Below are 25,517 nucleotides of genomic sequence, written 5' to 3' on the forward strand. Positions count from 1 at the left end.
AGTGGCTAAGTGATGGGGCGACTATAGGCAGGCACTTTTCAACCGGCAACCGCCAATCGCTTATGTCGGTTAGTTCTTAGCATCACACCATTGGTTCTTAAGGGCCGTCTGGGTGCATACCGTAAAGTGATGGGCAATTCGTCAGGAGTGAATACCGTGAGTGAGCGTTCCAGCCATTGGCAATTGCAGACCATCGTCAGCCAGCTGCGCAGCGCCCGGGACCAGTGGCGAACGCGCAATGGCCGCTTGAGTGGCGAGCACGGCGGCCGCGAATTGCCGTCGCGCGAGGCCGTGGCGCAGATTCTTGAGTCGCTGTGCGGCGCGTTGTTCCCGATGCGCCTGGGGCCGGTGGACTTGCGTGAAGAAAGTGAAGACTTTTACGTCGGCCACACCCTCGACGTCGCCTTGAATGCCCTGCTCGGCCAGGCGCGCCTGGAGCTGCGTTACGCCGCACGCCAGGGCGGCAAGGATGACGGCGAGGTCGATGCCCTGGCGATCCGCCTGATCCAGGATTTTGCCCTGGCCCTGCCGTCGCTGCGCAGCCTGCTGGACACCGACGTGCTGGCCGCCTACCACGGCGACCCCGCCGCGCGCAGTGTGGATGAAGTGCTGTTGTGCTATCCGGGGATTCTGGCGGTGATTCACCATCGCCTGGCGCACCATCTGTACCGCGCCGGGCTGCCGCTGTTGGCGCGGATCAGCGCGGAGATCGCGCACTCGGCCACGGGTATCGACATTCACCCGGGCGCGCAGATCGGCCAGAGTTTCTTTATCGATCATGGGACGGGTGTGGTGATTGGCGAAACCGCGATCATCGGCGAGCGGGTGCGCATTTATCAGGCAGTGACGTTGGGCGCCAAGCGCTTCCCGGCGGATGAGGACGGGCAGTTGCAGAAGGGCCATCCACGCCATCCGATTGTTGAAGATGATGTGGTGATCTACGCCGGGGCGACGATCCTGGGGCGGATCACCATCGGCAAGGGCTCGACGATTGGCGGCAACGTGTGGCTGACCCGCAGTGTGCCGGCGGGGGCGAATATCACGCAGGCGAATTTGCAGCATGAGGATGGGGCGCAGAAATAGTTTTTGAGCCACGCGCTGGTCGAAGGTGGGAGCTGGCTTGCCTGCGATAGCGGTGTATCAGGCGACAGACGTGTTGCTGACCCACCGCCATCGCAGGCAAGCCAGCTCCCACATTGGATCACATTGCAAATCCGAGAAGGTTTCTCCCCGAAATCGCTGAACGATTTACCTCGCGCACCCGTCATACCAATCCCTGAGCTAGTGTAGGAATGACCTACCACTCAGCCCTGCGATTAGTCCCAAACCGCCTATTCATGTTTAACTTGAATGTTCGTTCAAGTTAAACCGGTGGTTCGCTGCCCGCTCACAACAGGAGGCTTACCTTTGCTGAGTCCGTTATTTACAGCCATATCCCACACCCTAGGGGTGCATCGTTCATGAGTGCATCTTCCACCCCATCCAGCGGCATGGTGCGCATGAATGCGCCCGTCTTCTACTTTGCCGCCAGTTTCATCCTGCTATTTGGCATCACCGTCATCGCTATCCCGCAACAGGCCGGTGCCTGGCTGCTGGCTGCGCAAAACTGGGCGGCCAACACGGTCGGCTGGTACTACATGCTCGCGATGACGCTGTATCTGGTCTTCGTGGTGGTCACCGCGCTATCGGGCTACGGCAAGATAAAACTCGGTGCCGACCACGACGAGCCCGAATTCAGCTATCTGTCCTGGGCCGGCATGCTGTTCGCCGCCGGGATCAGCATCACGCTGTTCTTCTTCTGCGTGTCCGAGCCGCTGACACACCTGGTGCAGCCGCCCCAAGGCGCGCCGATGAACGCCGATGCCGCGCGCCAGGCCATGCAGATCCTGTTTCTGCACTGGGGCCTGCACGGTTGGGGCGTGTTTGCTTTTGTTGGCATGGCCCTGGCGTATTTCGCCTACCGGCATAACCTGCCGCTGGCGCTGCGCTCGGCGCTGTACCCGCTGATCGGCAAACGCATCAACGGCCCCATCGGCTACGCAGTGGATGGCTTCGGCATCATCGCCACCGTGTTCGGCCTGGGCGCCGACATGGGCTTTGGCGTGTTGCACCTCAATTCCGGGCTGGATTACCTGTTCGGCATTGCTCACACCCAGTGGATTCAGGTCGGCCTGATCACGCTGATGATGGGCGCCGCGATCCTCGTCGCCGTCTCCGGTGTCGACAAGGGCGTGCGGGTGATGTCCGACATCAACATGCTGCTGGCCTGCGCGCTGCTGCTGTTTGTGTTGTTCGCCGGGCCCACCCAGCACTTGCTCAATACCTTGATCCAGAACATCGGCGACTACCTCGGCGCCTTGCCGACCAAGAGTTTCGATGTGTACGCCTACGACAAACCCAGCGACTGGCTGGGCGGTTGGACGGTGTTCTACTGGGCCTGGTGGATTGCATGGTCGCCGTTCGTGGGCCTGTTCATCGCACGTATTTCCCGCGGGCGCACCATCCGTGAGTTCGTGTTCGGCGTGCTGCTGATCCCGCTGGGCTTTACCCTGGCGTGGATGTCGATCTTCGGCAACAGCGCCATCGACCAAGTGCTCAACCACGGCTTGACCGCCCTCGGCCAGTCGGCCATCGATGACCCGTCGATGAGCCTTTACTTGCTGCTGGAAACCTACCCGTGGAGCAAGACGGTCATCGCGGTCACGGTGTTCATCAGCTTCGTGTTCTTCGTCACCTCGGCCGACTCCGGCACCGTGGTGCTGTCGACCTTATCGTCCAAAGGCGGTAACGCCGATGAAGACGGGCCGAAATGGCTGCGCGTGTTCTGGGGCGCGATGACTGCATTGGTCACCAGTGCCTTGCTGTTTGCCGGCAGCATCGATTCGCTGAAGTCGGCGGTGGTGCTGACCTCGTTGCCGTTCTCGCTGATCCTGCTGCTGATGATGTGGGGGCTGCACAAGGCGTTCCACCTCGAATCGCAAAAGCAGATTGCCCAGTTGCATTCGCTGGCGCCGGTATCGGGCTCACGCAAGGGCACCGGCGGTTGGCGCCAGCGCCTGAGCCAGGCGGTGCATTTTCCGTCGCGCGATGAGGTGTACCGCTTCCTTGAAACCACCGTGCGTCCGGCGATCGAAGAAGTGACGGCGGTGTTTGTCGAAAAAGGCCTCAGCGTCGTCACCCAGCCCGACCCGTCCAACGACAGCGTCAGCCTGGAAATCGGCCACGGCGAAGAGCATCCGTTCGTGTATCAAGTGCAGATGCGTGGCTATTTCACGCCGTCGTTTGCGCGCGGCGGCATGGGCTCCAAGCAGCTCAACAACCGCCGTTACTACCGGGCGGAAGTGCACTTGAGCGAGGGCAGTCAGGACTACGATCTGGTGGGCTACACCAAGGAGCAGATCATCAACGACATCCTTGACCAGTACGAGCGGCACCTGCAGTTCCTGCACTTGGTGCGCTAGTTCCCTGTGCTCGCCCGCGAACGCATCAGCTCGGTGTTTGAGAGACACCGAGTTGCCTGCATCGCGGGCAAGCCCGCTCCCACAAAAAAGCCCGCAAAGCCCCGTTCTACGGGGCTTTCTTAAATTTAATTTCATTCGTTGAAGCCGCGCTTTGACGCGCAACTGTCATCTGGCCACTGCGTAATTGTGTGAAGCGTTTGACGCTTTCATTTCAGAACAGTGACGGAGACCGGTAACAATGAAGACGTTAATAAGCCCCGTGGTGGGTGTCGCCATGGCGAGCTTTATGCTGTCCGCCCACGCCGATTTTATCGACGACAGCCACGCCGATGTGACCTTGCTCAACCGCTACCTCAACCAGCAAGGGCGTGATGTGGTGAACAGCAACGCCAAGGCCCACAGCATTCGTGATTGGGGCCAGGGTTTCGAGTTCAACTTCAAGTCGGGCTACACCGATGGGCCGGTTGGTTTTGGCCTTGATCTGCAGGCCTTCTATGGCTTGAAACTGGATTCCGGTGGTGACCTCAATGACAAGGATCACCAGGGCCGCTACCCCGGCAGCATGTTCCCGTTGGACGACGGCAAATCCGCCGACCAGTTTGGCGTGCTGAGCCCCACGTTCAAGATGCGCTTTGCCAAGGATGAGCTGCGCGTGGGCACGCTGTACGGCAACAACCCGGTGCTGGCCAACACCGACGGGCGCCTGTACCAGCAGACCAACACCGGTGTGCAGCTGGTGTCCAAGGACCTTAGCGATTTCACCTTCACCGGCGGCGATATCTTCAAGACCAAGATCCGCAACGAAACCGGCGACCAAGGCATGATCACCGCCGGTGGCACCAAAGAAAGCGACCGCTTCCTGTTCGGCGGTGCGGACTACACCGGCATTCAGAACACCACCGTCAGCCTGTGGTATTCCAACCTTGAGGATTACTACCAGCAGTTCTTCCTCGGTGCCAAGCGGCATGACGCGGTGGCCGTGGGTGCATTCGACACCGACGTGCGCGTGTTCCGCAGCCTGGGTGTGGGCGCCAACGCCGATGGCGACAAAGACTTCGCCGGGGCCGGCCTCTACGGTGACGGCACCAGCAAAGGCCGCATCAACCAGACCACCGCCAGCTTGCTGGAGAGCTACAGCCTGGACGGCCATACCGTTGGCCTTGGTATCCAGAAAAACAGCGGCGACAGCGACTTCCCGTACCTGGATTCGGGCCTGAACAGCGGTGACGCACGCCAGGGCCCAGGTTCAGGTGCGGACACGCCGGCGCTGACCAACATGCAGCTGAACAAATTCCAGCACGCCGGCGAGCGTACCTGGCTGGCGCAGTACAAATATGACTTCGGCAAGCTGGGCCTCACCGGCCTGACATTCTCTGCCGCCTATGCCCACGGCGATGACATCCGCACTGCGCAGGGCGACACCAGCGAATGGGAACGCAACATCGCGGTGGCCTACCAAGTACCCACCGGCACCCTCAAGGGCCTGGGCGTAACCTGGAAAAATGCCCACGCCAGCCCGGACATTACCGGTGCCACTGTGCAAGATGAAAACCGATTCTATGTCAGCTACGTCGTTCCACTTTGGTAGGAAATTGCTGTAAAAGAGACGGGCATAGTTAAGCGATTCAGCGGCTTAAAAGGCCTGGGAATAACCTTATTCCCAGGCCTTATTTGCCCTAAGCCCAGAGAGGATTCGATGACGTACATTGCTGCCGAAAACCGCTATGAATCTATCCCTTATCGCCGCGTAGGCCGCAGTGGATTGGTGCTGCCTGCACTGTCCCTGGGGCTGTGGCACAACTTTGGCGACAGCACCCCGATCGACACCCAGCGCGCGTTGCTGCGCACCGCGTTCGACCTGGGCATCAACCACTTCGACCTGGCCAACAACTACGGCCCGCCCTACGGCAGCGCCGAGATCAACTTCGGCCGTTTGCTGCGCGAAGACTTCAAGCACTATCGCGATGAGCTGATCATCTCCAGCAAAGCCGGCTGGGACATGTGGCCCGGCCCTTATGGCCAGGGCGGCGGTTCGCGCAAATACGTATTGGCGAGCCTGGACCAGAGCCTGCAACGCCTGGGCGTCGACTACGTGGATATTTTTTACTCCCACCGTTTTGATGCCGACACGCCGCTGGAAGAAACCGCCAGCGCCCTCGCCACCGCCGTGCAACAGGGCAAGGCGCTGTACATCGGTATCTCGTCTTATTCCGGCGTGAAAACCCGCGAGATGGCTGCGCTGCTTCAAGAATGGAAAGTGCCGTTGCTGATCCACCAACCGGCCTACAACCTGCTCAATCGCTGGGTGGAAAAAGACCTGCTGGACACCACCGAAGAACTCGGTGCCGGGGTGATTGCGTTCACGCCGCTGGCCCAGGGTTTGCTCACCGACAAGTACCTCAACGGCGTGCCGGCGGATGCGCGGGTTAATCGTCCAGGGGGTGGTTCGCTGCAGGCCAAGCACTTGTCCGAAGCCAACATCGCCCACGTGCGCGCGCTGAATGAAATCGCCAAGCGTCGCGGCCAGAGCCTGGCGCAACTGGCGCTGGCCTGGACCCTGCGTGACCCACGGGTGACCAGTGCGCTGATCGGCGCAAGCCGGCCGGAGCAGATCATTGAAAACGTCGGGGCGCTGCAGAACTTGAGCTTCAGTGTCGAGGAACTGGCGGAAATCGATCGGTTTGCCCAGGAAGGCGGGATCAACCTGTGGGAAAAACCATCGACCGCTGAATAACCTGATAGCACCGGGCCAATGTGGGAGGGGGCTTGCCCCCGATGGCGGTGTCAGTCACGTGACCCGTTGACTGACCCAGCGCTATCGGGGACAAGTCCCCTCCCACATTTTTGCTCTTCAGCGTGGCAAATTTATTCGCCACGACTCGATCACTGTGGGAGCCGGGCTTGCCCGCGATGGCGGTGGGTCAGTCGATGAATGTGGTGCCTGGCTTAAAAGGGCACGTCGCCCAGAATCGTTGCGCGGTGCATCACCCGCCGTTGCGGCCGGTAGTCATCGACCGCGTAATGCTGGGTCACGCGGTTGTCCCAGAACGCTACGTCATTCTCCTGCCAGCGCCAGCGGATGGTGAATTCTGGCCGTGTCGCATGAGCAAACAACAGCTTCAAAATCGCTTCGCTTTCGGCCGGCTCCAGCTCATTGATCTTGGTGGTAAACCCATCACTGACAAACAGCGACTTGCGCCCACTCACCGGGTGCGTGCGCACTACCGGGTGCGACAGCGGCGGGTTTTTCTTGCGGGTTTCTTCCCAGCGCGCCAGGTCTTCGGCGGTGTTGCCAAAACGCTCCAGCGGGAAGGATTTGGTGAAGTCGTGTGTGGCAGTCAGGCCATCGAGCAAGCGCTTGAACGGCGCCGACAGCGCCTCATACGCCGCAATGCCACTGGCCCACAACGTGTCGCCACCAAACGCCGGCAGCAGCTTGGCGCTGAGCACCGCGCCGAGGGCCGGCGTGGGCAGGAAGGTCACGTCGGTGTGCGATACGGCGTTGTCACGCACGTCGGTCACGGCGGTATCCAGGATCAGCACTTCGGGCTGCTCCGGCACGTTGGGGTAAATCGGGTGAATGTGCAGGTCGCCAAAATTTGCCGCGAACCGCGCCTGTTGCTGCGGGGTGACGGCTTGGCCACGGAAGAACAGTACCGAGTGGGTGAGCAACGCCTGCTCGATGGCGTCGCGCTGTTCCAGGTTCAGCGGCTGGGTGATATCGACGCCACTGATCTGGGCGCCCAGGGCGGTGCTTAATGGCGTAACGGTCAGGCTGCTCATGCTCTTCTCACTCAATGTGCCTGGCCATGCCAAGGCACCCATTTACGCTGCAGGGCACGCAGGCCCATTTCCATGGCGAAGGCGATCAGGGCGATCACCAGAATCCCCAGCACCACCACATCGGTGACCAGGAACTGCGCCGCCGACTGCACCATAAAACCCAGGCCGCTGGTGGCGGCGATCAACTCGGCCGCAACCAAGGTCGACCAGCCTACGCCCAGGCCGATGCGCACACCGGTGAGGATCTCGGGCAGGGCGCTCGGCAGGATCACGTGGCGAATCAATTGGGCACGGGTGGCGCCCAACGACTGCGCGGCCCGCAGCTTGGCCGGGTCGACGGTGCGCACGCCGGTCGCGGTGGCGATGGCGATAGGCGCGAAGATCGCGAGGTAAATCAGCAGCACCTTGGACAATTCGCCGATGCCGCACCAGATCACGATCAGCGGCAGATAAGCCAGCGGTGGAATCGGCCGGTAAAATTCAATCAGCGGGTCGAGAATGCCGCGCGCAATACGGTTGGCACCGATGGCAATGCCCACCGGCACGGCGGTCAGCACCGCAAAACCCAGCCCCAGACCGATGCGCTGCAGGCTCGCGCCCAAGTGCTGCCACAAGGTGGAATCCATGTAGCCGGTGGTCGCCAGCAGCCAGCCTTTTTGCAGCACGGCGGACGGTGGTGGCAGGAACAGCGGTTCGATCAAACCGGTGGCAGTCACCGCCCACCAGAGTGCCAACAAGGCAAACAACGTGAGCACGCTGATCCAGCGTGTGCTCAGGCTGCGACGCACCGGAATAACGGCGTGAGCCACCGGCTTGGCGGCGGTGGCGGGGAGTTCGTAACTGCTCATGCGGACACCTGCCGTTGCGAGAACACTTTGCCCAGCACGTGCTCGCGGGTTTCGATAAAGCGTGGGTCGGACTTGATCGCGCGCGCCGATTCACCGGCGGCGTAGCGCTGGCCGAAGTCCAGGTGCAGACGCTCGACGATCTGGCCCGGGTTGGGCGCCAACAGGATCAAATCGGTGGCGAGGAACACCGCCTCTTCGATGTCGTGGGTAATCAGGAACACCGGCTTGGCCGTGCGCCGCCAGACTTGCAGGAGCAATTCCTGCATCTGTTCGCGGGTGAAGGCGTCGAGGGCGCCGAAGGGTTCGTCCATCAGCAATACACGCGGGTCGGCCGCCAGCGCGCGGGCCAGGCCCACGCGTTGCTTTTGGCCGCCGGAGAGTTGCCAGATACGGCGACTGTCGAAACCGGCGAGGTCGACCAGCGCGAGCATTTCCCGGGCGCGGATTTCGCGCTGGGCCTTGGGCACGCCGGCCAGTTCAAGGCCGAAACCGACGTTGGCCAACACGTCCTGCCAGGGCAGCAAGGCGTCGTCCTGGAACACCACGCCGCGCTCGGCGCTGGGGCCTTTGACCGGCACGCCGTCGAGGGTGATACGCCCGGCAGAGGGTTCGACGAAACCGGCAATCAGGTTCAACAGCGAGGTCTTGCCACTGCCGGACGGGCCGAGGGCCACCAGCAATTGCTGGGGCCCAAGGTCCAGTGAAATATCAGACAGTACCGGTTCTGTGGCGCCTGGGTACTGTGCGCTGATGCGCTCCAGTTGTAGCAAGGCCATCGCAATGAACTCCTTGAATCAGTGAGTGATGAACTTGGCGCTGACGTAAGGGGCGTAGTCCGGCAGCACGGCGTCGACTTTGCCTTGCTCCTTGAGAAACGCGGCGGTGTCGGTCACAGCCTTGGTGGTCGGGGCGCCCAGCAGGGTCACCTGATCAGCGGCCAGCGGGTAGACGTTGCCTTGCAGCAGCAGCGGGATGTCACTGGCCTTGGCGCCGGAAAGCTTGACCAGCTTGTCGACGTTGCCTGTGTCGGCGAGCCACGCTTGTGGGTCTTTGCGGTATGCGGCGTAGGCGTCCAGCGTGACTTTGGCGAAAGCGGTGACGATTTCCGGGTGCTTCTCGGCGAAGTCTTTGCGCACGATCCACGCATCGAAAGTCGGCGCGCCGAACTTGGCCAGTTCGCCGGAGGTGATCAGCACCTTGCCGTTTTCCTTGGCCACGCCCAGGGCGGGGTCCCACACGTAGGTGGCGTCGATGTCGCCGCGCTTCCAGGCGGCGATGATGGCCGGTGGCGCGAGGTTGAGGATGGTCACTTTCGAAGGGTCGATGTTCCAGTGCTTCAGCGCGGCCAACAGGCTGTAGTGGCCGGTGGACACGAACGGCACGGCGATCTTTTTGCCGATCAGGTCCTGCGGGCTGTTGATCCCCGAACCATTGCGCGCCACCAAGGCTTCGGCGCCGCCGATCTGGGTGGCGACGAGGAAGGTTTCCACCGGGACTTTGCGGGTGACGGCAGCGGTCAGCGGGCTGGAACCGAGGTAGCCGATCTGCACGTCGCCGGAAGCGATGGCGGCGATGATGTCGGCGCCATTGTCGAATTTGCGCCAGTCGATCTTGGCGTTAGTGGCTTTTTCGTACGCGCCGTCGGCCTGGGCGACTTTCGCCGGGTCTACGGTGGTTTGATAAGCGATGGTGACATCTGCCGCCTGGGCAAACAGGCTGGCACCGGCCAGGGACAATGCAGCCAAGAGGCGCAGAGGGGTAAGCAGTTTCAAGGGGAAGCTCCTCAATCAGGCGGCCGAGGGTCGGCGTGTGAGGAGACTAAATGATCTAAGAACTCGAAAATAAATAACGTTTTCGAATTAGCTTATTAGAAGAAGAGTGACCGCAGGTATTCAATCAGACGAGGGCAAATGTGGGAGGGGGCTTGCCCCCGATGGCGGTAGATCAATCACTGATAGGTGACTGACACTCTGCTATCGGGGGCAAGCCCCCCCACATGTTGAGCCGGGTTCGGCTTCAGTTAGTTACTGATCGCCAGGATGCTCGCCTGGTACGACCCGACGAACACATCAAAGTCGCCGACCTCGTTCTGCTCCAGTTCCGCCTGTTGCGCCAGCGACGTGCGCGCCAGTTCTTCAAAACGCGCCTGCTCGTCGGCTGGCAGCGGCTCTTTACGGAAATGCTCGGCGTGCACCTCGCTCTGGTGCAGGGAGAATTGCGCAAAGCTTTCCTTGCGCTCGGCCATCGCTGCCAACACTTGGGCCGACGGCGTCAGGGACGGATCCTTGACCTTCGCCAACTGAGCGTCCAGCGCCTCGCTGTGCTCGGTAATGCCATGGCTCTGATCCAGCAACGCCGCCAACGGCGCAATCTGCTCCAGCAGCTCGGTGGCCCATTCCTTCATGTCCACAGGCTGGCCCTGACGCTGCAATTGCAGGCCCGGACGGCGGCCTTCCTTGACCACGCTGAGGAAGTTGGAGGTGGCATTGCCGCACTCGTTGTTGGCGAACAGCGGGCTGTCGTTCAGTGCGCAATACAGCAGGAACGCGTCGAGGAAGCGCGACTCCGGCAGGTCGATACCCATCGGCAGGAACGGGTTGATGTCCAGGCAACGCACTTCGATGTACTGGATGCCACGGGCCACCAGCGCCTGGATGGGGCGCTCGCCGGTGTAGGTCACGCGCTTGGGGCGAATGTTGGAGTAGTACTCGTTTTCGATCTGCAGGATGTTGGTGTTGAGCTGAACCCACTCACCGTCCTTATGGGTGCCGACTTCGACGTAGGGCGCGTAGGGCGTTGCCACCGCTTCGCGCAGGCTGTCGGTGTAGCTCGCCAGATCGTTGTAGCACGGCGTGAGGCCGGCCTGGGCGTTGCTCTGGTAACCCAGGTCGCTCATGCGCAAGCTGGTGGCGTACGGCAGGTACAGCGTGTCGGCGTCCAGCACTTCCAACTGGTGCGAGCGACCGCGCAGGAAACCGGCGTCCAGCGCTGGCGAGGCACCGAACAGGTACATCAGCAGCCAGCTGTAGCGACGGAAGTTACGGATCAACGCAATGTAGGCCGTGGACTGGTAGTCGCGGTCGGTGCCGACGAAACCTTCAGTCTCCTTGAGCAAGGGCCACAACTGCTCCGGCAGGGAAAAGTTGTAGTGAATGCCGGCGATGCACTGCATGGTCTTGCCGTAACGCAGGGCCAGGCCCTTGCGGTAAACGTATTTGAGCTGGCCGATATTGGAGGTGCCGTAGTAGGCAATCGGAATATCTTCCTCGGCCGGCAACGGGCACGGCATCGACGGGCTCCACAGGTACTCGTTGCCGAGTTTGCTGTAGGCAAAGCGATGGATCTTGTCCAGGCTGCTCAGGGTATCGGCCGGGTTGGGCAGGGCTGGGGTGATGAACTCCAGCAGCGATTCCGAGTAGTCGGTGGTGATCAATTCGTTGGTCAACGCGGCGCCCAGGGCTTCGGGGTGCGGCGTTTGTGCCAGGCGACCCTCACCCGTGACGCGTAGGCATTCGCGCTCGATGCCGTGCAAGCATTGCTCTAGCAGGGAGAGGTGTTCGCGCTTGCCGAGCAGGGCCAGGCGGCGGTTGAGAAGTTCGCTCAAGTTGGATTCCTTCACGCGTCAGTCGCCCCAATATGGGGGTGGGCAGGACGGTCTACAAGGGTGAAGTTAAAACTGGCGTTATCGCCTGGTTTTGAGTCGATTTGACCCGCTTTGAAAAAGCCTACTTCACTCCATGAATTGGGCTATAGCGCAGCAAGAAAATTCCGACGCTGTTGTCGCAGCGCCGAAATTAACTCAAATCGAGGGCGGGGAGCTATAGGACAGCGAATGTGCCTTGTGCTTTTGCGACCAGTTTGTCGTCCTGATACACCTCTGCTTCAACCACCAACGTGCGTCGACCTGCGTGGATAATACGGCTGGTGCACAGCACGTCGCCGTCTGACACGGCACGGATATAGTTGATTTTGCACTCGATGGTCGCGCTCTGCTGGTCGAAGCCATGGGAGCTGGAACAGGCCAGCCCCATGGTGATGTCCACCAGGCTGAAAATCGCCCCGCCGTGGAGCTTGCCTGCACGGTTGCGCAGCTGCGGCTCCAGGGTCAGGGCCACCTCGGCAACGCCCTCGTCCAGGCGTTGCAGGCGACAGCCGATCAGCTCGCTGAACGCGCTCTGGGTCAAACCGGCCGGGATTTCCATCAGCGTTTCTTCAACTGTTTGGCGTTGGCGAACAGCGACGCCATCGCGTTGTTGCTAGGCGCTGCGGTGGCGGTTTCTTTGCGCGGTGCGTTGTTCTGCGACTGGCGTGGCGCCGAGCCTGGGCGAGCGCCACGGGCACCGTCGATTTTCTCGCCGGGGGTGTCGCTCATGCGCATCGACAAGCCAACGCGTTTGCGTGGAATGTCGACTTCCATGACCTTGACCTTGACCACATCACCGGCTTTCACCGCTTCGCGAGGGTCTTTGATGAACTTCTCCGAAAGCGCGGAGATATGCACCAAACCGTCCTGATGCACGCCGATGTCCACAAACGCGCCGAAGTTGGTCACGTTGGTGACCACGCCTTCGAGGATCATGCCCAATTGCAAGTCCTTGAGGTCTTCGACGCCGTCCTGGAACTCGGCGGTCTTGAACTCGGGACGCGGGTCACGGCCAGGTTTTTCCAGCTCTTGCAGAATGTCGGTGATGGTCGGCACGCCGAAGGTTTCGTCGGTGTACTTCTTTGGATCCAGGCGCTTGAGGAACGCGGCGTCGCCGATCAGCGAGCGGATGTCGCGGTCGGTCTCGGCAGCAATGCGCTGTACCAGCGGGTAGGCTTCCGGGTGAACCGCCGAAGCGTCCAGCGGGTTGTCGCCGTTCATTACGCGTAGGAAGCCGGCGGCCTGTTCAAAGGTTTTTTCGCCCAGGCGTGCGACTTTTTTCAGCGCAGCGCGGGTTTTGAACGCGCCGTTTTCGTCGCGGTGAGTGACGATGTTCTGCGCCAGCGTGGAGTTGAGGCCGGAAATACGGGCCAGCAGAGCGACAGAGGCAGTGTTCACATCCACGCCGACCTTGTTCACGCAGTCTTCCACCACCGCATCCAGACCGCGTGCCAGTTTCAGCTGCGACACGTCGTGCTGGTACTGGCCCACACCGATGGATTTAGGGTCGATCTTCACCAGCTCGGCCAGCGGGTCTTGCAGGCGGCGAGCAATGGAGACGGCGCCACGGATCGATACGTCGAGGTCCGGGAATTCCTTGGAGGCCAGTTCCGACGCCGAGTACACCGACGCGCCGGCCTCGGAGACCATGACTTTGGTCATCTTCATGGCTGGGTATTTTTTGATCAGCTCGGCGGCCAGCTTGTCGGTTTCACGGCTGGCGGTGCCGTTGCCGATGGCGATCAGGTCCACGGCGTGCTTGGCGCACAGCGCGGCCAGGATGGCGAGGGTCTGGTCCCACTTGTTGTGCGGCACGTGCGGATACACGGTGGCGTGGTCCAGCAGCTTGCCCGTGGCGTCGACCACGGCCACTTTGCAGCCGGTACGCAGGCCCGGATCGAGGCCCAGGGTCGCACGCGGGCCGGCCGGCGCGGCCAGCAGCAGGTCGTGCAGGTTGTGGGCGAAAACATTGATCGCTTCGGTTTCGGCGCCGTCGCGCAGCTCGCCGAGCAGGTCGGTTTCCAGGTGGGTGTAGAGCTTGACCTTCCAGGTCCAGCGCACGACTTCACCGAGCCACTTGTCCGCCGGACGGTTCTGATTCTGGATGCCGAATTGTTGACCGATCATGCCTTCGCACGGGTGCATGGTGCCCGGCAGCTCGTCGCCGACCTTCAGCGCGGAGCTGAGAATACCTTCGTTGCGGCCGCGGAAAATGGCCAGTGCGCGGTGCGACGGCATGCTCTTGAGCGGTTCGTCGTGCTCGAAATAGTCGCGGAACTTGGCGCCTTCCTCTTCTTTGCCGGCGATGACGCGGGCGCTGAGGGTGGCTTCCTGTTTCAGGTAGTTACGCAGTTTTTCCAGCAAGTTGGCGTCTTCGGCAAAACGCTCCATGAGGATGTACTTGGCGCCTTCGAGGGCCGCCTTGACGTCGGCGACGCCTTTTTCGGCGTTGATGAAGCGCGCGGCTTCGGTTTCCGGGGTCAGCGACGGGTCGTTGAACAGGCCGTCCGCCAGGTCACCCAGGCCGGCTTCCAGGGCGATCTGGCCCTTGGTGCGGCGCTTCTGTTTGTACGGCAGGTAAAGGTCTTCGAGGCGGGTCTTGGTGTCGGCGAGTTTGATGTCGCGTTCCAGTTGCGGGGTCAGCTTGCCTTGCTCCTCGATGCTGGCGAGGATGCTGATGCGCCGTTCGTCGAGTTCTCGCAGGTAGCGCAAGCGCTCTTCCAGGTGCCGCAGCTGGATGTCGTCGAGGCTGCCGGTCACTTCTTTACGGTAACGGGCGATGAAGGGCACCGTGGAGCCTTCATCCAGTAGAGCGACGGCCGCTTCGACCTGTTGTGGGCGTACGCCGAGTTCCTCGGCGATGCGGCTGTTGATGCTGTCCATAAAACCACCTGAAATTCTGAAAGCAGCTCGCAGGCCCGGAAAACAAGGCGTTGCAAGGCTGGTTGAGCGGCCCGACTGGCGCCGCTACCTGGGTCAAAAGGCAGCCTGTTGACCCTCGAAATCGGAAAATTGCTGCCCGTCGCGGTAAAAAATAGCGAGGCAGCAAGCAGTAAAGTCTGACATTGCTCAGCGCAAAGGCGGCGCATTATAACCAGCGTTCTGCAGCTGGGGGGGATTGCGCCGAAGGTTGCAGGGCGCGCGTTCGCTGGCGGTAGAGGAAAAATCTGCTAACAATGCACACGGTGCGTATAACGGCAGCTACGCCATAATGCGCGCCGAGATAAGAGGAGCATCTAATGAGCAGCACTGCACAAACTGCTGAAGGCGAAAAAATTCTCATCGTTGATGACGATCCGGGGCTGAGCAGCCTGCTGGAGCGTTTTTTCAACTCCAAGGGCTACCGTGCCCGCGCGGTGCCGAACACCGAGCAGATGGACCGCCTGTTGGGGCGCGAAGTGTTCAATCTGGTCGTACTCGACCTGATGCTGCCCGGCGAAGACGGCCTCACCGCCTGCAAACGCCTGCGCGGTGCGAACAACCAGATTCCCATCATCATGCTTACCGCCAAGGGCGATGAGCTGAGCCGCATCAAGGGCCTTGAGCTGGGCGCTGATGATTACCTGGCCAAGCCGTTCAACCCGGACGAGCTGATGGCCCGGGTCAAAGCCGTGTTGCGCCGTCAGGCAGCCCCGGTACCCGGCGCGCCAGGCAGCGAAGACGAAAGCGTCACCTTTGGCGACTATGAACTGTCGCTGGCCACCCGTGAGCTCAAGCGTGGCGAAGAAGTGCACATGCTGACCACCGGTGAGTTCGCCGTACTAAAGGCCCTGGTGATGAACGCGCGCCAGCCGCTGACGCGCGACAAACTGATGAACCTGGCCCGTGGCCGGGAGTGGGATGCTCTGGAGCGCTCCATCGACGTGCAGATTTCCCGTCTGCGCCGCATGATCGAGCCGGACCCGTCCAAGCCACGCTATATCCAGACGGTGTGGGGTGTGGGTTATGTGTTCGTGCCGGATGGCACCGCAACCAAGTGACCGATGATTTGCAGGCGCGGGCATCCGGCGTTTGACTCCATGAGAGTCAACGGGATGCCCGGCGTCTGCAATTCTGCGAGCGCCGCTCGTTTCTGCAAGGTGTCCAGCCGTTTCCTATGAAAACCCCGTTGTGGTTCCCGCAAAGTTTCTTTTCACGCACCCTTTGGCTGGTGCTGATCGTCGTTCTGTTTTCCAAGGCACTGACGCTGGTTTATCTGTTGATGAACGAAGACGTGCTGGTGGATCGGCAGTACAGCCACGGCGTCGCCCTGACGCTTCGTGCCTATTGGGCCGTCGATCCCGAAAACCGTGAAAAGGTGGCCAAGGCATCGACGCTGATTAGAGTCGACGGCGCCGGTGTACCTGAAGGCGAGCAGCATTGGCCCTACAGCGAGATTTATCAGCGCCAGATGCAGGCTGAGCTGGGGGACGACACCGAGGTGCGATTGCGCATGCATGTTTCGCCTGCGCTGTGGGTGAGGGCGCCGAGCCTGGGCGACGCGTGGATCAAAGTGCCGCTTTACCCGCACCCGTTGCGGGGACAGAAGATCTGGAACGTGCTGGGCTGGTTCCTGGCGATTGGCTTGCTTTCAACGGCGTCCGCCTGGATTTTCGTGCGCCAGCTCAACCAGCCACTCAAACGCCTGGTCTTTGCCGCGCGCCAACTGGGGCAGGGGCGCAGTGTGCGCCTGCCGGTCAGCGATACGCCCAGTGAGATGACCGAAGTGTATGGCGCCTTCAACCAGATGGCGGAAGACGTTGAACAGGCCGGGCGCGAACGCGAGCTGATGCTGGCGGGCGTGTCTCACGACCTGCGCACACCGTTGACACGGTTGCGGTTGTCCCTGGAGTTGATGGGCAACCATAACGACCTCACGGATGACATGGTGCGTGACATCGAAGACATGGACGCGATTCTCGATCAGTTCCTGGCGTTTATCCGTGATGGCCGCGACGAAGTGGTCGAGGAAGTCGACCTGACGGACCTGGTGCGCGAGGTGGTGGCGCCCTACAACCAGAATGGCGAACAGGTGCGCATGCGCCTGGAGCCGATTCAGCCGTTTGCCTTGCGGCGGGTGTCGATGAAACGCCTGCTCAACAACCTCATCGGCAACGCCTTGCACCATGCCGGTTCCGATGTGGAAGTGGCGGCGTATGTGTCCGGCGACAGTACTGCGCCTTATGTGGTGTTGAGTGTGATGGACCGCGGTACGGGGATCGACCCGGCGGAACTGGAAGGCATCTTCAACCCGTTCACCCGTGGTGACCGTGCCCGGGGTGGCAAGGGCACGGGCTTGGGATTAGCGATTGTGCGGCGGATTGCTTCAATGCACGGCGGCAATGTTGAATTGCGCAACCGGCCGGACGGTGGTCTGGAAGCACGGGTGCGCTTGCCGTTGGGGCTGATGCTGCCCAGGGACGCTGTCTAACAAACAACAAAGATCAAAAATGTGGGAGCGGGCTTGCCCGCGAATGCGGTAGACCAGTCAATAAATTCATCGACTGACACTCCGCCTTCGCGAGCAAGCCCGCTCCCACATTGTTTTTGCAGGGTGGCAACGCTTGCCGCGTATCAGCCCTTGCCCTTGGTGCGCGTCATATTCGGCCCACCATTCTTTTCCAGATGCTGAATGATGATGCCCGCCACATCCTTGCCGGTGGTGGTTTCAATGCCTTCCAAGCCCGGCGATGAGTTCACTTCCATCACCAGTGGCCCGTGGTTGGAGCGCAGGATATCCACACCCGCTACCGCCAGCCCCATCACTTTGGCCGCCCGCAGCGCGGTCATGCGTTCTTCCGGTGTGATCTTGATCAGGCTGGCGCTGCCGCCACGGTGCAGGTTGGAACGGAATTCCCCCGGCTTGGCCTGGCGTTTCATTGCCGCAATTACCTTGTCACCCACCACGAAGCAGCGGATGTCCGCACCGCCGGCTTCCTTGATGTATTCCTGCACCATGATGTTCTGCTTGAGGCCCATGAATGCCTCGATCACCGATTCGGCAGCAGTCGCGGTTTCGCACAGCACCACGCCGATGCCTTGGGTGCCTTCCAGTACTTTGATCACCAGCGGCGCGCCGTTGACCATGTCGATCAGGTCGGGAATGTCATCGGGGGAGTGGGCAAAGCCGGTCACCGGCAGGCCGATACCGCGCCGCGAGAGCAATTGCAATGAGCGCAGTTTGTCGCGCGAGCGGGCAATGGCTACCGATTCATTGAGGGGGAATACGCCCATCATTTCAAACTGGCGCAACACCGCGCAGCCATAAAACGTCACCGAGGCACCGATGCGCGGGATCACCGCATCAAAGCCTTCCAGCGGTTTGCCCCGGTAATGGATCTGCGGCTTGTGGCTGGCAATGTTCATATAGGCACGCAACGTGTCGATCACCACCATTTCGTGGCCACGTTCGGTGCCGGCCTCAACCAGGCGGCGGGTGGAATACAGACGCGGGTTTCGCGACAGCACAGCAATCTTCATGCAGCACCTGGGGCAGAAATAGTAGAGACCGGGAACACCGGCTTGTCTTGAACGTACTTGACGCCTGGACTGACCACCAAGTGGCCGTCAATCAGCGCCTTGGAACCCAGCAACAGGCGGTAACGCATGGCCTTGCGACAGGCGAGAGTGAACTCCACTCGCCACACCCGATCACCCAGCGCGAGGGTGGTGCTGATCACATAGCGCACCTGCGCATGGCCGTTAGAGCTCTTGATGGTTTTCATTGTCACCACCGGCGCCTCGCAGCGGCGGTGACGCAGTTGCACCACGCTGCCCAGGTGCGCGGTAAAGCGCACCCACTTCTCACCGTCGCGCTCAAATGGCTCGATATCGGTGGCGTGCAGGCTCGAGGTACTGGCACCGGTGTCGATCTTTGCGCGCAGGCCAGCCACTCCCAAGTCGGGAAGTGCCACCCACTCACGCAGACCCACAACGGTCAAATGGTCAAATGTCTTCAATATGGGTAACCGATCAGTTCGCCCAGGCCTGTGGTGAAACCTCGGCCAGGGCTTTGAATGCAGGCTTGGCGAACCAGTAACCCTGCATCAGAAATATTCCGCAGTCGGACAGGAAGTCGCGCTCGCCGGCACTTTCGATGCCTTCGGCAATGACAGTAACGCCCAACTGCTCACAGATTGTGACAATCCCCTGGACGATTACCTGACGGACACGATCCTTGTCGACATCGCGAATCAGCGCCATGTCGAGTTTGATCAGGTCAGGTTGGAAATCGGCCAGCAGGTTCAGCCCCGAATAGCCCGCACCGAAATCGTCGATGGCGGTCTTGAAGCCGAATTCGCGGTATTCACGCAGAATATTGGTCAAATGGCGATAGTTATCTACGTGCTCGCTTTCCAGCGTTTCAAAAATCAGCTGGTTCAGCGGAAAGTTGTGCGCGCGGGCCGCCTCCAGGGTGCTGCGAATACACAGCTCGGGCCGGTACACGGCATTGGGCATGAAATTGATCGAAAGATGGGTTTGCATACCTAAGGCAGCGGCCCCGGCAATCGCTTGGGTACGACACCGCTGGTCAAAGCGGTAACGGTTGCTTGCGTTGACCTGGCCCAGCACCGACAGCGCGCCTTCGCCTTGCGGGCCCCGCACCAACGCTTCGTGGGCGAAGATCGAATGGTCTCGAAGATCTACGATAGGCTGATAGGCGAACGCGAAATCGAAACCCAGGGGTTCGCTTTGCTGGCAACCCACGCAACGCTGGTTTGGCGAGGTGAGTGAAATGGGGAAGTCTGTCACGGCGTATCCTCGCAAAAACAGGGTGGTGCCTGGCGTATCTTAGGTGAGCGTTGGGGTTTATGCGTCGAAGGGCTTCAACGGTAAAGTTGCGACATTTTTCAGAGCGAGGAATTCAAGTGGCTCAAAAGCAGGAAGAGGAAGAAAAAGTCCGTTTGGACAAGTGGCTGTGGGCAGCGCGCTTCTTTAAAACCCGTGCCCTGGCCAAAGCCGCTATCGAAAGCGGCAAAGTGCACCATCGCGGTGAACGCTGCAAGCCGGGCAAGGAGCCGCGCGTCGGTGATGAGCTGCAGATTCGGGCTGGGTTTGATGAGAAGACCGTCGTGGTGCAAGCCTTGTCCGTTGTGCGCCGCGGCGCGCCCGAAGCGCAGGCGTTGTACACCGAAACCGAGGCCAGTATCGCCAAACGCGAAAATGCGGCCGCCATGCGCAAGGCCGGGGCTACCGGTATGACGACCGATGGCAAGCCGAGTAAGAAGCAGCGTCGCGATTTGTTCAAGTTTCGCGGCAGTGGTAATGATGATTGACAGCGCACATCTCCAGGTCAATGGAGATCAAATGTGGGAGCTGGCTTGCCAGCGATAGCGTCAGGCCAGCCAGTCTTTCCGTCACTGACCCACCGCAATCGCAGGCAAGCCAGCTCCTACATGAATCTACTTCGTCAGGCGGCAGTGCGCATCACGCTCAATCGCCCGATCACCGGCAGCTTACCGAGCAAACCGAAGATTGGCGCCGTCAGTCGCAGCAACCCATTCGACACCTTCGCCGCAAACGGCGTGTAATACCCCCATCCCAGCGCCAACAGGGCCAGCAATACCCCGCCGATATAATCGTCTTGCCCCCAGTGCGCGCCGGCCACCAGCCGCGGCATCATGAACAACAGGGCCAAGCCCCAGATCACCAGCACCTGGCCGATGCGCTTGGCAAACACCGTCATGAACATGCCCCAGATCAGCAATACCGATGCGTGATCGCCGGGGAAGCTCTGGCTCGAACGGTCCTTCAGCTCCCAGGTTTTTTCCAGACCAGGGAAATAGTCACTCATATGAATCGCCCCGCTGATCACCATCGACGGGCTGCTGTGCTGCCAGCCCATCTGCGCCGCGAGTTTGGAAAACAGCATGCGGATGAACAGCAACAGCAGCAGAATCCCGAAAAAGCCGAAAAATGCCTGGCGCACTTCAATCGCCCTGAACACCCAATCTCCGCGAATCAGCAACGTCAGCAAAATCACGCCGACCACCGCGTCAAATGGTCGCAGACTGGCCACGGCCCACACATGCAGCCAGGTCGAATGACTCGCCAGCGGGTCATTGAGCAGGTGAAACAGCCATTCGTCGAAAATCACACACAGCATCTGGCCCGTGGGCCACAGCCAAAAACACAGCAGTCCGATAGCGAGTAGATTGCACAGTGCCCATCGCCGGAGGTTCCACTTGGCTTGGAACAAACCCGGATTGTTCATAAACTGTTCCTCTTCGCTCTATTTAGCTCTCCGTTTCCAGGAGAAAGCCGCACCAAGATGGTGCTAAAGCGTTTAATTTTATAAACCTTGTAATCATTTTGTCATCAATTCAGATACCCAGACCTATGACTGATCTACCGGATACCGACTTCACCCAACGCTTCATCTTCGACGAGAACGACGCCCGCGGCGAACTGGTCTCGCTGGAGCGCAGCTATGCCGAAGTCCTCGCCAAGCATCCCTATCCGGAGCCGGTTGCGCAGTTGCTCGGTGAGCTGATGGCGGCGGCATCGCTGCTGGTGGGCACCATGAAGTTCGACGGTTTGCTGATTTTGCAGGCGCGTTCCGAAGGCCCAGTGCCGATGCTGATGATCGAGTGCTCCAGCGAGCGCGAAATTCGCGGCCTGGCCCGTTACGACGCCGACCTGATCGCGCCGGACGCCACGCTGTCTGACCTGATGGCCAACGGCGTACTGGCGATTACCGTCGACCCGACGGAAGGCCAGCGCTACCAGGGCATCGTCGATCTCGACGGCGAAACCCTGTCGGACTGCTTCACCAACTATTTCGTGATGTCTCAGCAGGTGGGTACCAAGTTCTGGCTGAATGCCGACGGCAAGCGCGCCCGTGGCCTGCTGCTGCAACAATTGCCGGCCGACCGCATCAAGGACGACGATGAGCGCACCGACAGCTGGCGCAAGCTGACCGCCCTGGCTGGCACTCTGACTGCTGAAGAGCTGCTGGGCCTGGACAACGAAACCATTCTGCATCGCCTGTACCACGAAGAGGCCGTGCGCCTGTTCGACCAACAGGGCCTGCGCTTCCGTTGCAGCTGCTCGCGCGAGCGTTCGGCGAATGCCCTGGTCAGTCTGGGCCTGGAAGATGCGCAGAATCTGGTGGTGGAACACGGTGGCAATATCGAGATCGACTGCCAGTTCTGCAATCAGCGTTACCTGTTCGATGCCGCCGATGTAGCCCAATTATTCGCCGGCGCAGGCATCGACACCCCTTCCGACACCCGCCACTAAAACGTTTAAGCACAGGTAAATCACCTGACAAATGCCGGATTAGCGCAGTTCTGACGGGAGGGCCCTACTCTTTTTGGGCTTTTCTGGCATAATCCGGCCCACTTTTTTCGCGGTAGTAGTGCGCAACTTTCTACTACAAAACGTTTGGAGCACTCGGCCATAGGCCGACGGGGAACCTCATGACGCAAGCCAATAACGCCGTATACACCGATCTGAGTGTTGACGATCTGGTCAAAGAAGCCCTGCAGCGCGGTGAAGGCGTGCTTGCCGATACCGGCGCGCTGGTCGTAGAAACCGGTCACCGTACCGGCCGTTCTCCGGTCGACCGCTTCATCATTGAAGAGCCCACCACCCAGGACGCCATTGCCTGGGGCCCGATCAACCGCAAGTTCCCAGCCGACAAGTTCGATGCGCTGTGGGCTCGCGTCGAGGCGTTCAACAACGCGCAAGAGCATTTCGTTTCCCACGTTCACGTAGGGGCTGCAGAAGACCACTACCTGCCCGTGAAAATGACCACCCAGACTGCCTGGCAGAACCTGTTCGGTCGTTGCCTGTTCATCAACCCGGCCCAGTACAACCCGGCCGGCCGTGATGAGTGGCAAGTGCTTAACGTGGCCAATTTCGAGTGTGTGCCAGAGCGTGACGGCACTAACTCCGACGGTTGCGTGATCCTCAACTTCGCACAGAAAAAAGTCCTGATCGCCGGCATGCGTTACGCCGGTGAAATGAAAAAAGCCATGTTCTCGGTGCAGAACTTCCTGCTGCCGGCTGCTGACGTGCTGCCTATGCACTGCGCCGCCAACATCGGCGAAGAAGGCGACGTGACCCTGTTCTTCGGTCTGTCGGGCACCGGTAAAACCACCCTGTCCGCCGACGAAAGCCGTTACCTGATCGGTGACGACGAACATGGCTGGGGCGAAGGCGTGGTGTTCAACATCGAAGGCGGTTGCTATGCCAAGTGCATCGATCTCTCCGAGAAGAACGAGCCGGTTATCTGGAAAGCCATCAAGCACGGCACCGTGCTCGAAAACGTGGTGATCGACGATGCCAAGCACGCCGACTACACCAACGTCAGCCTGACCCAGAACAGCCGTGCCGCGTACCCGCTGGAGCACGTTGCCAAGCGTTCCGAGAAGAACCTGGGCGGTGAGCCAAACGCGGTAATCTTCCTGACCTGCGACCTGACCGGCGTACTGCCGCCCGTGTCCATCCTCAGCGAAGAACAAGCGGCTTACCACTTCCTGTCCGGCTACACCGCGCTGGTGGGCTCGACCGAAATGGGTTCGGGCAGCGGCATCAAGTCGACCTTCTCCACCTGCTTCGGCGCGCCGTTCTTCCCGCGCCCGGCCGGCGAGTACGCAGAGCTGCTGATCAAGCGCGTGCGCGGCTTCGGCTCCAAGGTCTACCTGGTCAACACCGGCTGGACCGGCGGCGGCTACGGCGTCGGCAAACGCTTCAACATCCCGACCACTCGCGGCGTGATCGCAGCGATCCAGAGCGGCGCGTTGATCGGCGCTGAGACCGAACACCTGGACACCATCAACCTCGACGTGCCATTGGCCGTACCGGGCGTTGAGACTGGCCTGTTGAACCCACGTAACACCTGGGCTGACAAGGCTGCCTACGACGAAGCGGCGAAAGCGCTGGCGGGTCTGTTCATCGAGAACTTCAAGAAGTTTGAAGTGAGCGATGCGATCAAGGCGGCCGGGCCTAAGTTGTAAGGTTCAAGCTGTTAAAAGCCGCCCCTAGTGGGCGGCTTTTTTATGCGCGAAAGGTTAGTCGGCGATGTGCAAAACCACTGCGCCGGCCAGCACTAATGCAACGCCCAACACTTGCACCGCCGACAACCGTTCCTTGAAAAACACAAATCCCATTACCGCCGCAATCCCACCCGACAATGTACTGATCACCGTCACAACCGAAACCGATCCCGCCATTGCCCCCCACGAAAACGCCGAGAAACCTCCGAGGTTCATCAAGCTCGCACCGGTCAATGTCGCGCAGTTTTTCAGCGGTGGAATCTTCAGGCCATCTTTGATCTTCAGCACCATCACCACCAGCACGCACAGGCCTACCAGGTAACCCAGCCACAACATGGTGATCGGTCCCAGTGCTGGCAGCGTGTAGCGACCTTGCAGCCAGAAGCTGGTGCCGTACAGCAAGGCGGCGAGCATGGCGTAGGCAATGGACAGGCGTGGGTGGTTGTGCGGGACGCCGTTGTCCTTGTGGATGCTGGACAGGATCACGCCCACCACGCACACGCCGATGCAGCCTAGTTGGACCAGGCTGATGTGTTCGCCGCTGGCCCAGGACAGCAGCGTCGTGACCACGCCGTACGACGTCACCAGCGGCGCGACGATGGCCGCTTTGCCCAGAGCGAAAGCCTTGGACAGCGCGAGGGCGCCCGAGACGGTGAGCAGCGCGGCCGCGATGCCCAGGAGCCAGACGCTCAACGGGGCATTCAGGGATTTGAGCAGGTAGGCCGGGAAGATGACCAGCAGCAAGGTCATGATCAGGAAACCGAGGGCTTGGCCGAAGTACACCGCGCGTTTAACGCCGACAGCCCGGGCATTGAGACCCACAAGAAAGTCCGTGCCACCCCAGAGCAGGGCGGCCAGCAGGCCCATTAATACGTCCATGTACGGTCCTTGGTATGTAGGCAATTCGCCAGGTTAGCGCATCGCCAATGTGGGAGCGGGCTTGCTCGCGAATGCGGTGGATCAGTGAGAAATACTCTGCCTGACACACCGCCTTCGCGAGCAAGCCCGCTCCCACATGTGAGCCTCAGTGTTGTTCAGATCAACTGAGGTTTTCCAGAGTCTGGGTGTCCCAGCTATGGGTCTTGATGGCCAGGTAGAGCATGCCAATGGTCAGCGGCACTTTATCGCCTCGGCCTTTGGCGCGGCGTTTGAGGAACACATCGAACACCGGCGGTTGGAAGTAACGGTAGGCATCGTAGTCGCCCAGATCGACTGCAAAATCCTGCTCCAGCGCTTCCATGAATTGCTTGGCCTCGGCGCGGTCGCAGCCAAGGTCGAAGTTGAGCGAGGTTTCAAGGCGAAGGGTCTTGTGCTTCGGCAGGCCGATTTCTTCGTGCAGCAATTGCAGGAGCTGCTGCATGACGGGGTCTTCGGGGAAGTTGGGGGCCAGGTTCATGGTGGGGGCACGCAGGAGTGGGTGGATTGGGGCGGGCGTTATTACGCGCCGATGTTTGTTTCGCTCCAGGATCAAGGCGATGCCGGTGAAGAGAATGATATAGGTGATGGTGCTGTTGATGAGTTCATGGCCGAATATAGCCAGGTCAGGCGTGGGTGCGAATATCAGTACCAGCCCACCGGCCAGAAAGGTCAGCCCGAAGCCCATCCGATACCTGTAGTTTTTGATCAACCAAAAGGTAAGCAATTGAAGGGCGACGATCAATGTTAACTCTAGATAAAAGTTCACGCTGTTTCTGCCGGGAGAGTAGAGAGACCGCTAGTTTCGGTCATGCAAAGGGCATTTATGTAGAGGGTTGAGCAGGTGTTTTGAGCAGTTTGGGAAGGGTACTACGCGGTGTTTTGC

Annotated in this window: 23 protein-coding genes; 10 read left to right on the forward strand and 13 right to left on the reverse strand. The window is 60.5% G+C overall.

Annotation, left to right across the window (positions count from 1 at the left end; genetic code table 11):
* Positions 1–156: 156 nt before the first annotated feature.
* The 4 genes from epsC to mgrA all read left to right on the forward strand — a co-directional run bounded on the left by epsC (position 157) and on the right by mgrA (position 6,195).
* Positions 157–1,083, forward strand: coding sequence for a serine O-acetyltransferase EpsC (epsC, locus tag ABWL43_RS01175; RefSeq protein WP_404486327.1), 927 nt, complete (start codon positions 157–159; stop codon positions 1,081–1,083).
* Positions 1,084–1,499: 416 nt separating this feature from the next.
* Positions 1,500–3,461, forward strand: a complete 1,962-nt coding sequence (betT, locus tag ABWL43_RS01180; protein ID WP_178119672.1) for a choline transporter BetT — start codon at positions 1,500–1,502, stop codon at positions 3,459–3,461.
* A 238-nt stretch (positions 3,462–3,699) separates the two neighbouring features.
* Positions 3,700–5,049 carry an OprD family outer membrane porin gene (locus ABWL43_RS01185; RefSeq protein WP_145159784.1) on the forward strand — a complete coding sequence of 450 codons (1,350 nt, stop codon included), beginning with the start codon at positions 3,700–3,702 and terminating at the stop codon, positions 5,047–5,049.
* A gap of 108 nt (positions 5,050–5,157) precedes the next feature.
* A complete protein-coding gene (mgrA, locus tag ABWL43_RS01190) occupies positions 5,158–6,195 on the forward strand; it encodes an L-glyceraldehyde 3-phosphate reductase (RefSeq protein ID WP_369301786.1) in 1,038 nt (345 codons plus the stop codon).
* 212 nt (positions 6,196–6,407) lie between these two features.
* Here mgrA and tauD read toward each other — a convergent pair whose 3' ends face one another.
* The 7 genes from tauD to ABWL43_RS01225 form a co-directional block, all read right to left on the reverse strand.
* On the reverse strand, positions 6,408–7,244 hold the full coding sequence (gene tauD / locus ABWL43_RS01195; RefSeq protein ID WP_404486329.1) for a taurine dioxygenase: 837 nt from the start codon (positions 7,242–7,244) through the stop codon (positions 6,408–6,410).
* An 11-nt stretch (positions 7,245–7,255) separates the two neighbouring features.
* Positions 7,256–8,092, reverse strand: a complete 837-nt coding sequence (gene tauC, locus ABWL43_RS01200; RefSeq protein WP_404486331.1) for a taurine ABC transporter permease TauC — start codon at positions 8,090–8,092, stop codon at positions 7,256–7,258.
* Positions 8,089–8,868, reverse strand: coding sequence for a taurine ABC transporter ATP-binding subunit (gene tauB, locus ABWL43_RS01205; protein WP_404486333.1), 780 nt, complete (start codon positions 8,866–8,868; stop codon positions 8,089–8,091). The genes tauC and tauB overlap by 4 nt, the downstream gene beginning before the upstream one ends.
* Before the next feature lie 18 nt (positions 8,869–8,886).
* Positions 8,887–9,864 (reverse strand): taurine ABC transporter substrate-binding protein, encoded by a 978-nt coding sequence (tauA, locus tag ABWL43_RS01210; protein WP_145159794.1) that lies wholly within the window; start codon positions 9,862–9,864, stop codon positions 8,887–8,889.
* Between the two features lie 248 nt (positions 9,865–10,112).
* Complete coding sequence (gene gshA, locus ABWL43_RS01215) at positions 10,113–11,696, reverse strand: glutamate--cysteine ligase (protein ID WP_404486335.1); 1,584 nt, start codon at positions 11,694–11,696, stop codon at positions 10,113–10,115.
* Between the two features lie 214 nt (positions 11,697–11,910).
* On the reverse strand, positions 11,911–12,294 hold the full coding sequence (locus ABWL43_RS01220) for a PaaI family thioesterase (protein WP_404486337.1): 384 nt from the start codon (positions 12,292–12,294) through the stop codon (positions 11,911–11,913).
* Complete coding sequence (locus ABWL43_RS01225; protein WP_119738198.1) at positions 12,294–14,618, reverse strand: Tex family protein; 2,325 nt, start codon at positions 14,616–14,618, stop codon at positions 12,294–12,296. Before ABWL43_RS01225 ends, ABWL43_RS01220 begins: the two co-directional genes overlap by 1 nt.
* 356 nt (positions 14,619–14,974) lie before the next feature.
* On the opposite strand from ABWL43_RS01225, the gene ompR reads away from it, so the two are divergent.
* A complete protein-coding gene (gene ompR, locus ABWL43_RS01230) occupies positions 14,975–15,715 on the forward strand; it encodes a two-component system response regulator OmpR (RefSeq protein ID WP_053255745.1) in 741 nt (246 codons plus the stop codon).
* A gap of 116 nt (positions 15,716–15,831) precedes the next feature.
* Positions 15,832–17,145, forward strand: a complete 1,314-nt coding sequence (locus tag ABWL43_RS01235; RefSeq protein ID WP_145159800.1) for an ATP-binding protein — start codon at positions 15,832–15,834, stop codon at positions 17,143–17,145.
* Positions 17,146–17,288: 143 nt separating this feature from the next.
* On the opposite strand, the gene rimK is transcribed toward ABWL43_RS01235, so the two are convergent.
* The 3 genes from rimK to ABWL43_RS01250 are packed head-to-tail and all read right to left on the reverse strand — an operon-like array spanning position 17,289 to position 19,466.
* On the reverse strand, positions 17,289–18,194 hold the full coding sequence (gene rimK, locus ABWL43_RS01240) for a 30S ribosomal protein S6--L-glutamate ligase (protein ID WP_025855543.1): 906 nt from the start codon (positions 18,192–18,194) through the stop codon (positions 17,289–17,291).
* Complete coding sequence (locus ABWL43_RS01245) at positions 18,191–18,655, reverse strand: ATP-dependent zinc protease (protein WP_370004704.1); 465 nt, start codon at positions 18,653–18,655, stop codon at positions 18,191–18,193. Before ABWL43_RS01245 ends, rimK begins: the two co-directional genes overlap by 4 nt.
* A gap of 31 nt (positions 18,656–18,686) precedes the next feature.
* Positions 18,687–19,466 (reverse strand): EAL domain-containing protein, encoded by a 780-nt coding sequence (locus ABWL43_RS01250; protein WP_262208127.1) that lies wholly within the window; start codon positions 19,464–19,466, stop codon positions 18,687–18,689.
* A gap of 116 nt (positions 19,467–19,582) precedes the next feature.
* Between ABWL43_RS01250 and ABWL43_RS01255 the strand changes: the two genes are divergently transcribed.
* The gene (locus ABWL43_RS01255) at positions 19,583–19,990 is read left to right on the forward strand and encodes an RNA-binding S4 domain-containing protein (protein WP_053255749.1); all 408 of its coding nucleotides are present in this window, start codon (positions 19,583–19,585) and stop codon (positions 19,988–19,990) included.
* A gap of 134 nt (positions 19,991–20,124) precedes the next feature.
* Here ABWL43_RS01255 and ABWL43_RS01260 read toward each other — a convergent pair whose 3' ends face one another.
* Positions 20,125–20,928 (reverse strand): phosphatase PAP2 family protein, encoded by an 804-nt coding sequence (locus ABWL43_RS01260; RefSeq protein WP_404486340.1) that lies wholly within the window; start codon positions 20,926–20,928, stop codon positions 20,125–20,127.
* 125 nt (positions 20,929–21,053) lie between these two features.
* Here ABWL43_RS01260 and hslO point away from each other — a divergent pair, with 125 nt between their 5' ends.
* The gene (hslO, locus tag ABWL43_RS01265; RefSeq protein WP_145159804.1) at positions 21,054–21,956 is read left to right on the forward strand and encodes an Hsp33 family molecular chaperone HslO; all 903 of its coding nucleotides are present in this window, start codon (positions 21,054–21,056) and stop codon (positions 21,954–21,956) included.
* A gap of 179 nt (positions 21,957–22,135) precedes the next feature.
* Positions 22,136–23,677 (forward strand): phosphoenolpyruvate carboxykinase, encoded by a 1,542-nt coding sequence (locus ABWL43_RS01270; RefSeq protein WP_404486343.1) that lies wholly within the window; start codon positions 22,136–22,138, stop codon positions 23,675–23,677.
* 54 nt (positions 23,678–23,731) lie between these two features.
* Here ABWL43_RS01270 and ABWL43_RS01275 read toward each other — a convergent pair whose 3' ends face one another.
* Together ABWL43_RS01275 and ABWL43_RS01280 are read right to left on the reverse strand one after the other, a co-directional pair.
* Positions 23,732–24,595, reverse strand: coding sequence for a DMT family transporter (locus tag ABWL43_RS01275; RefSeq protein ID WP_404486345.1), 864 nt, complete (start codon positions 24,593–24,595; stop codon positions 23,732–23,734).
* 160 nt (positions 24,596–24,755) lie between these two features.
* Complete coding sequence (locus tag ABWL43_RS01280; RefSeq protein WP_145159808.1) at positions 24,756–25,112, reverse strand: DUF1493 family protein; 357 nt, start codon at positions 25,110–25,112, stop codon at positions 24,756–24,758.
* Between ABWL43_RS01280 and ABWL43_RS01285 the strand changes: the two genes are divergently transcribed.
* Positions 25,050–25,382 (forward strand): hypothetical protein, encoded by a 333-nt coding sequence (locus ABWL43_RS01285; RefSeq protein ID WP_404488514.1) that lies wholly within the window; start codon positions 25,050–25,052, stop codon positions 25,380–25,382. The genes ABWL43_RS01280 and ABWL43_RS01285 overlap by 63 nt on opposite strands.
* The last annotated feature ends 135 nt before the right edge of the window (positions 25,383–25,517 follow it).

Source organism: Pseudomonas sp. HT11 (genome assembly GCF_044875395.1).
Lineage (GTDB): Bacteria > Pseudomonadota > Gammaproteobacteria > Pseudomonadales > Pseudomonadaceae > Aquipseudomonas.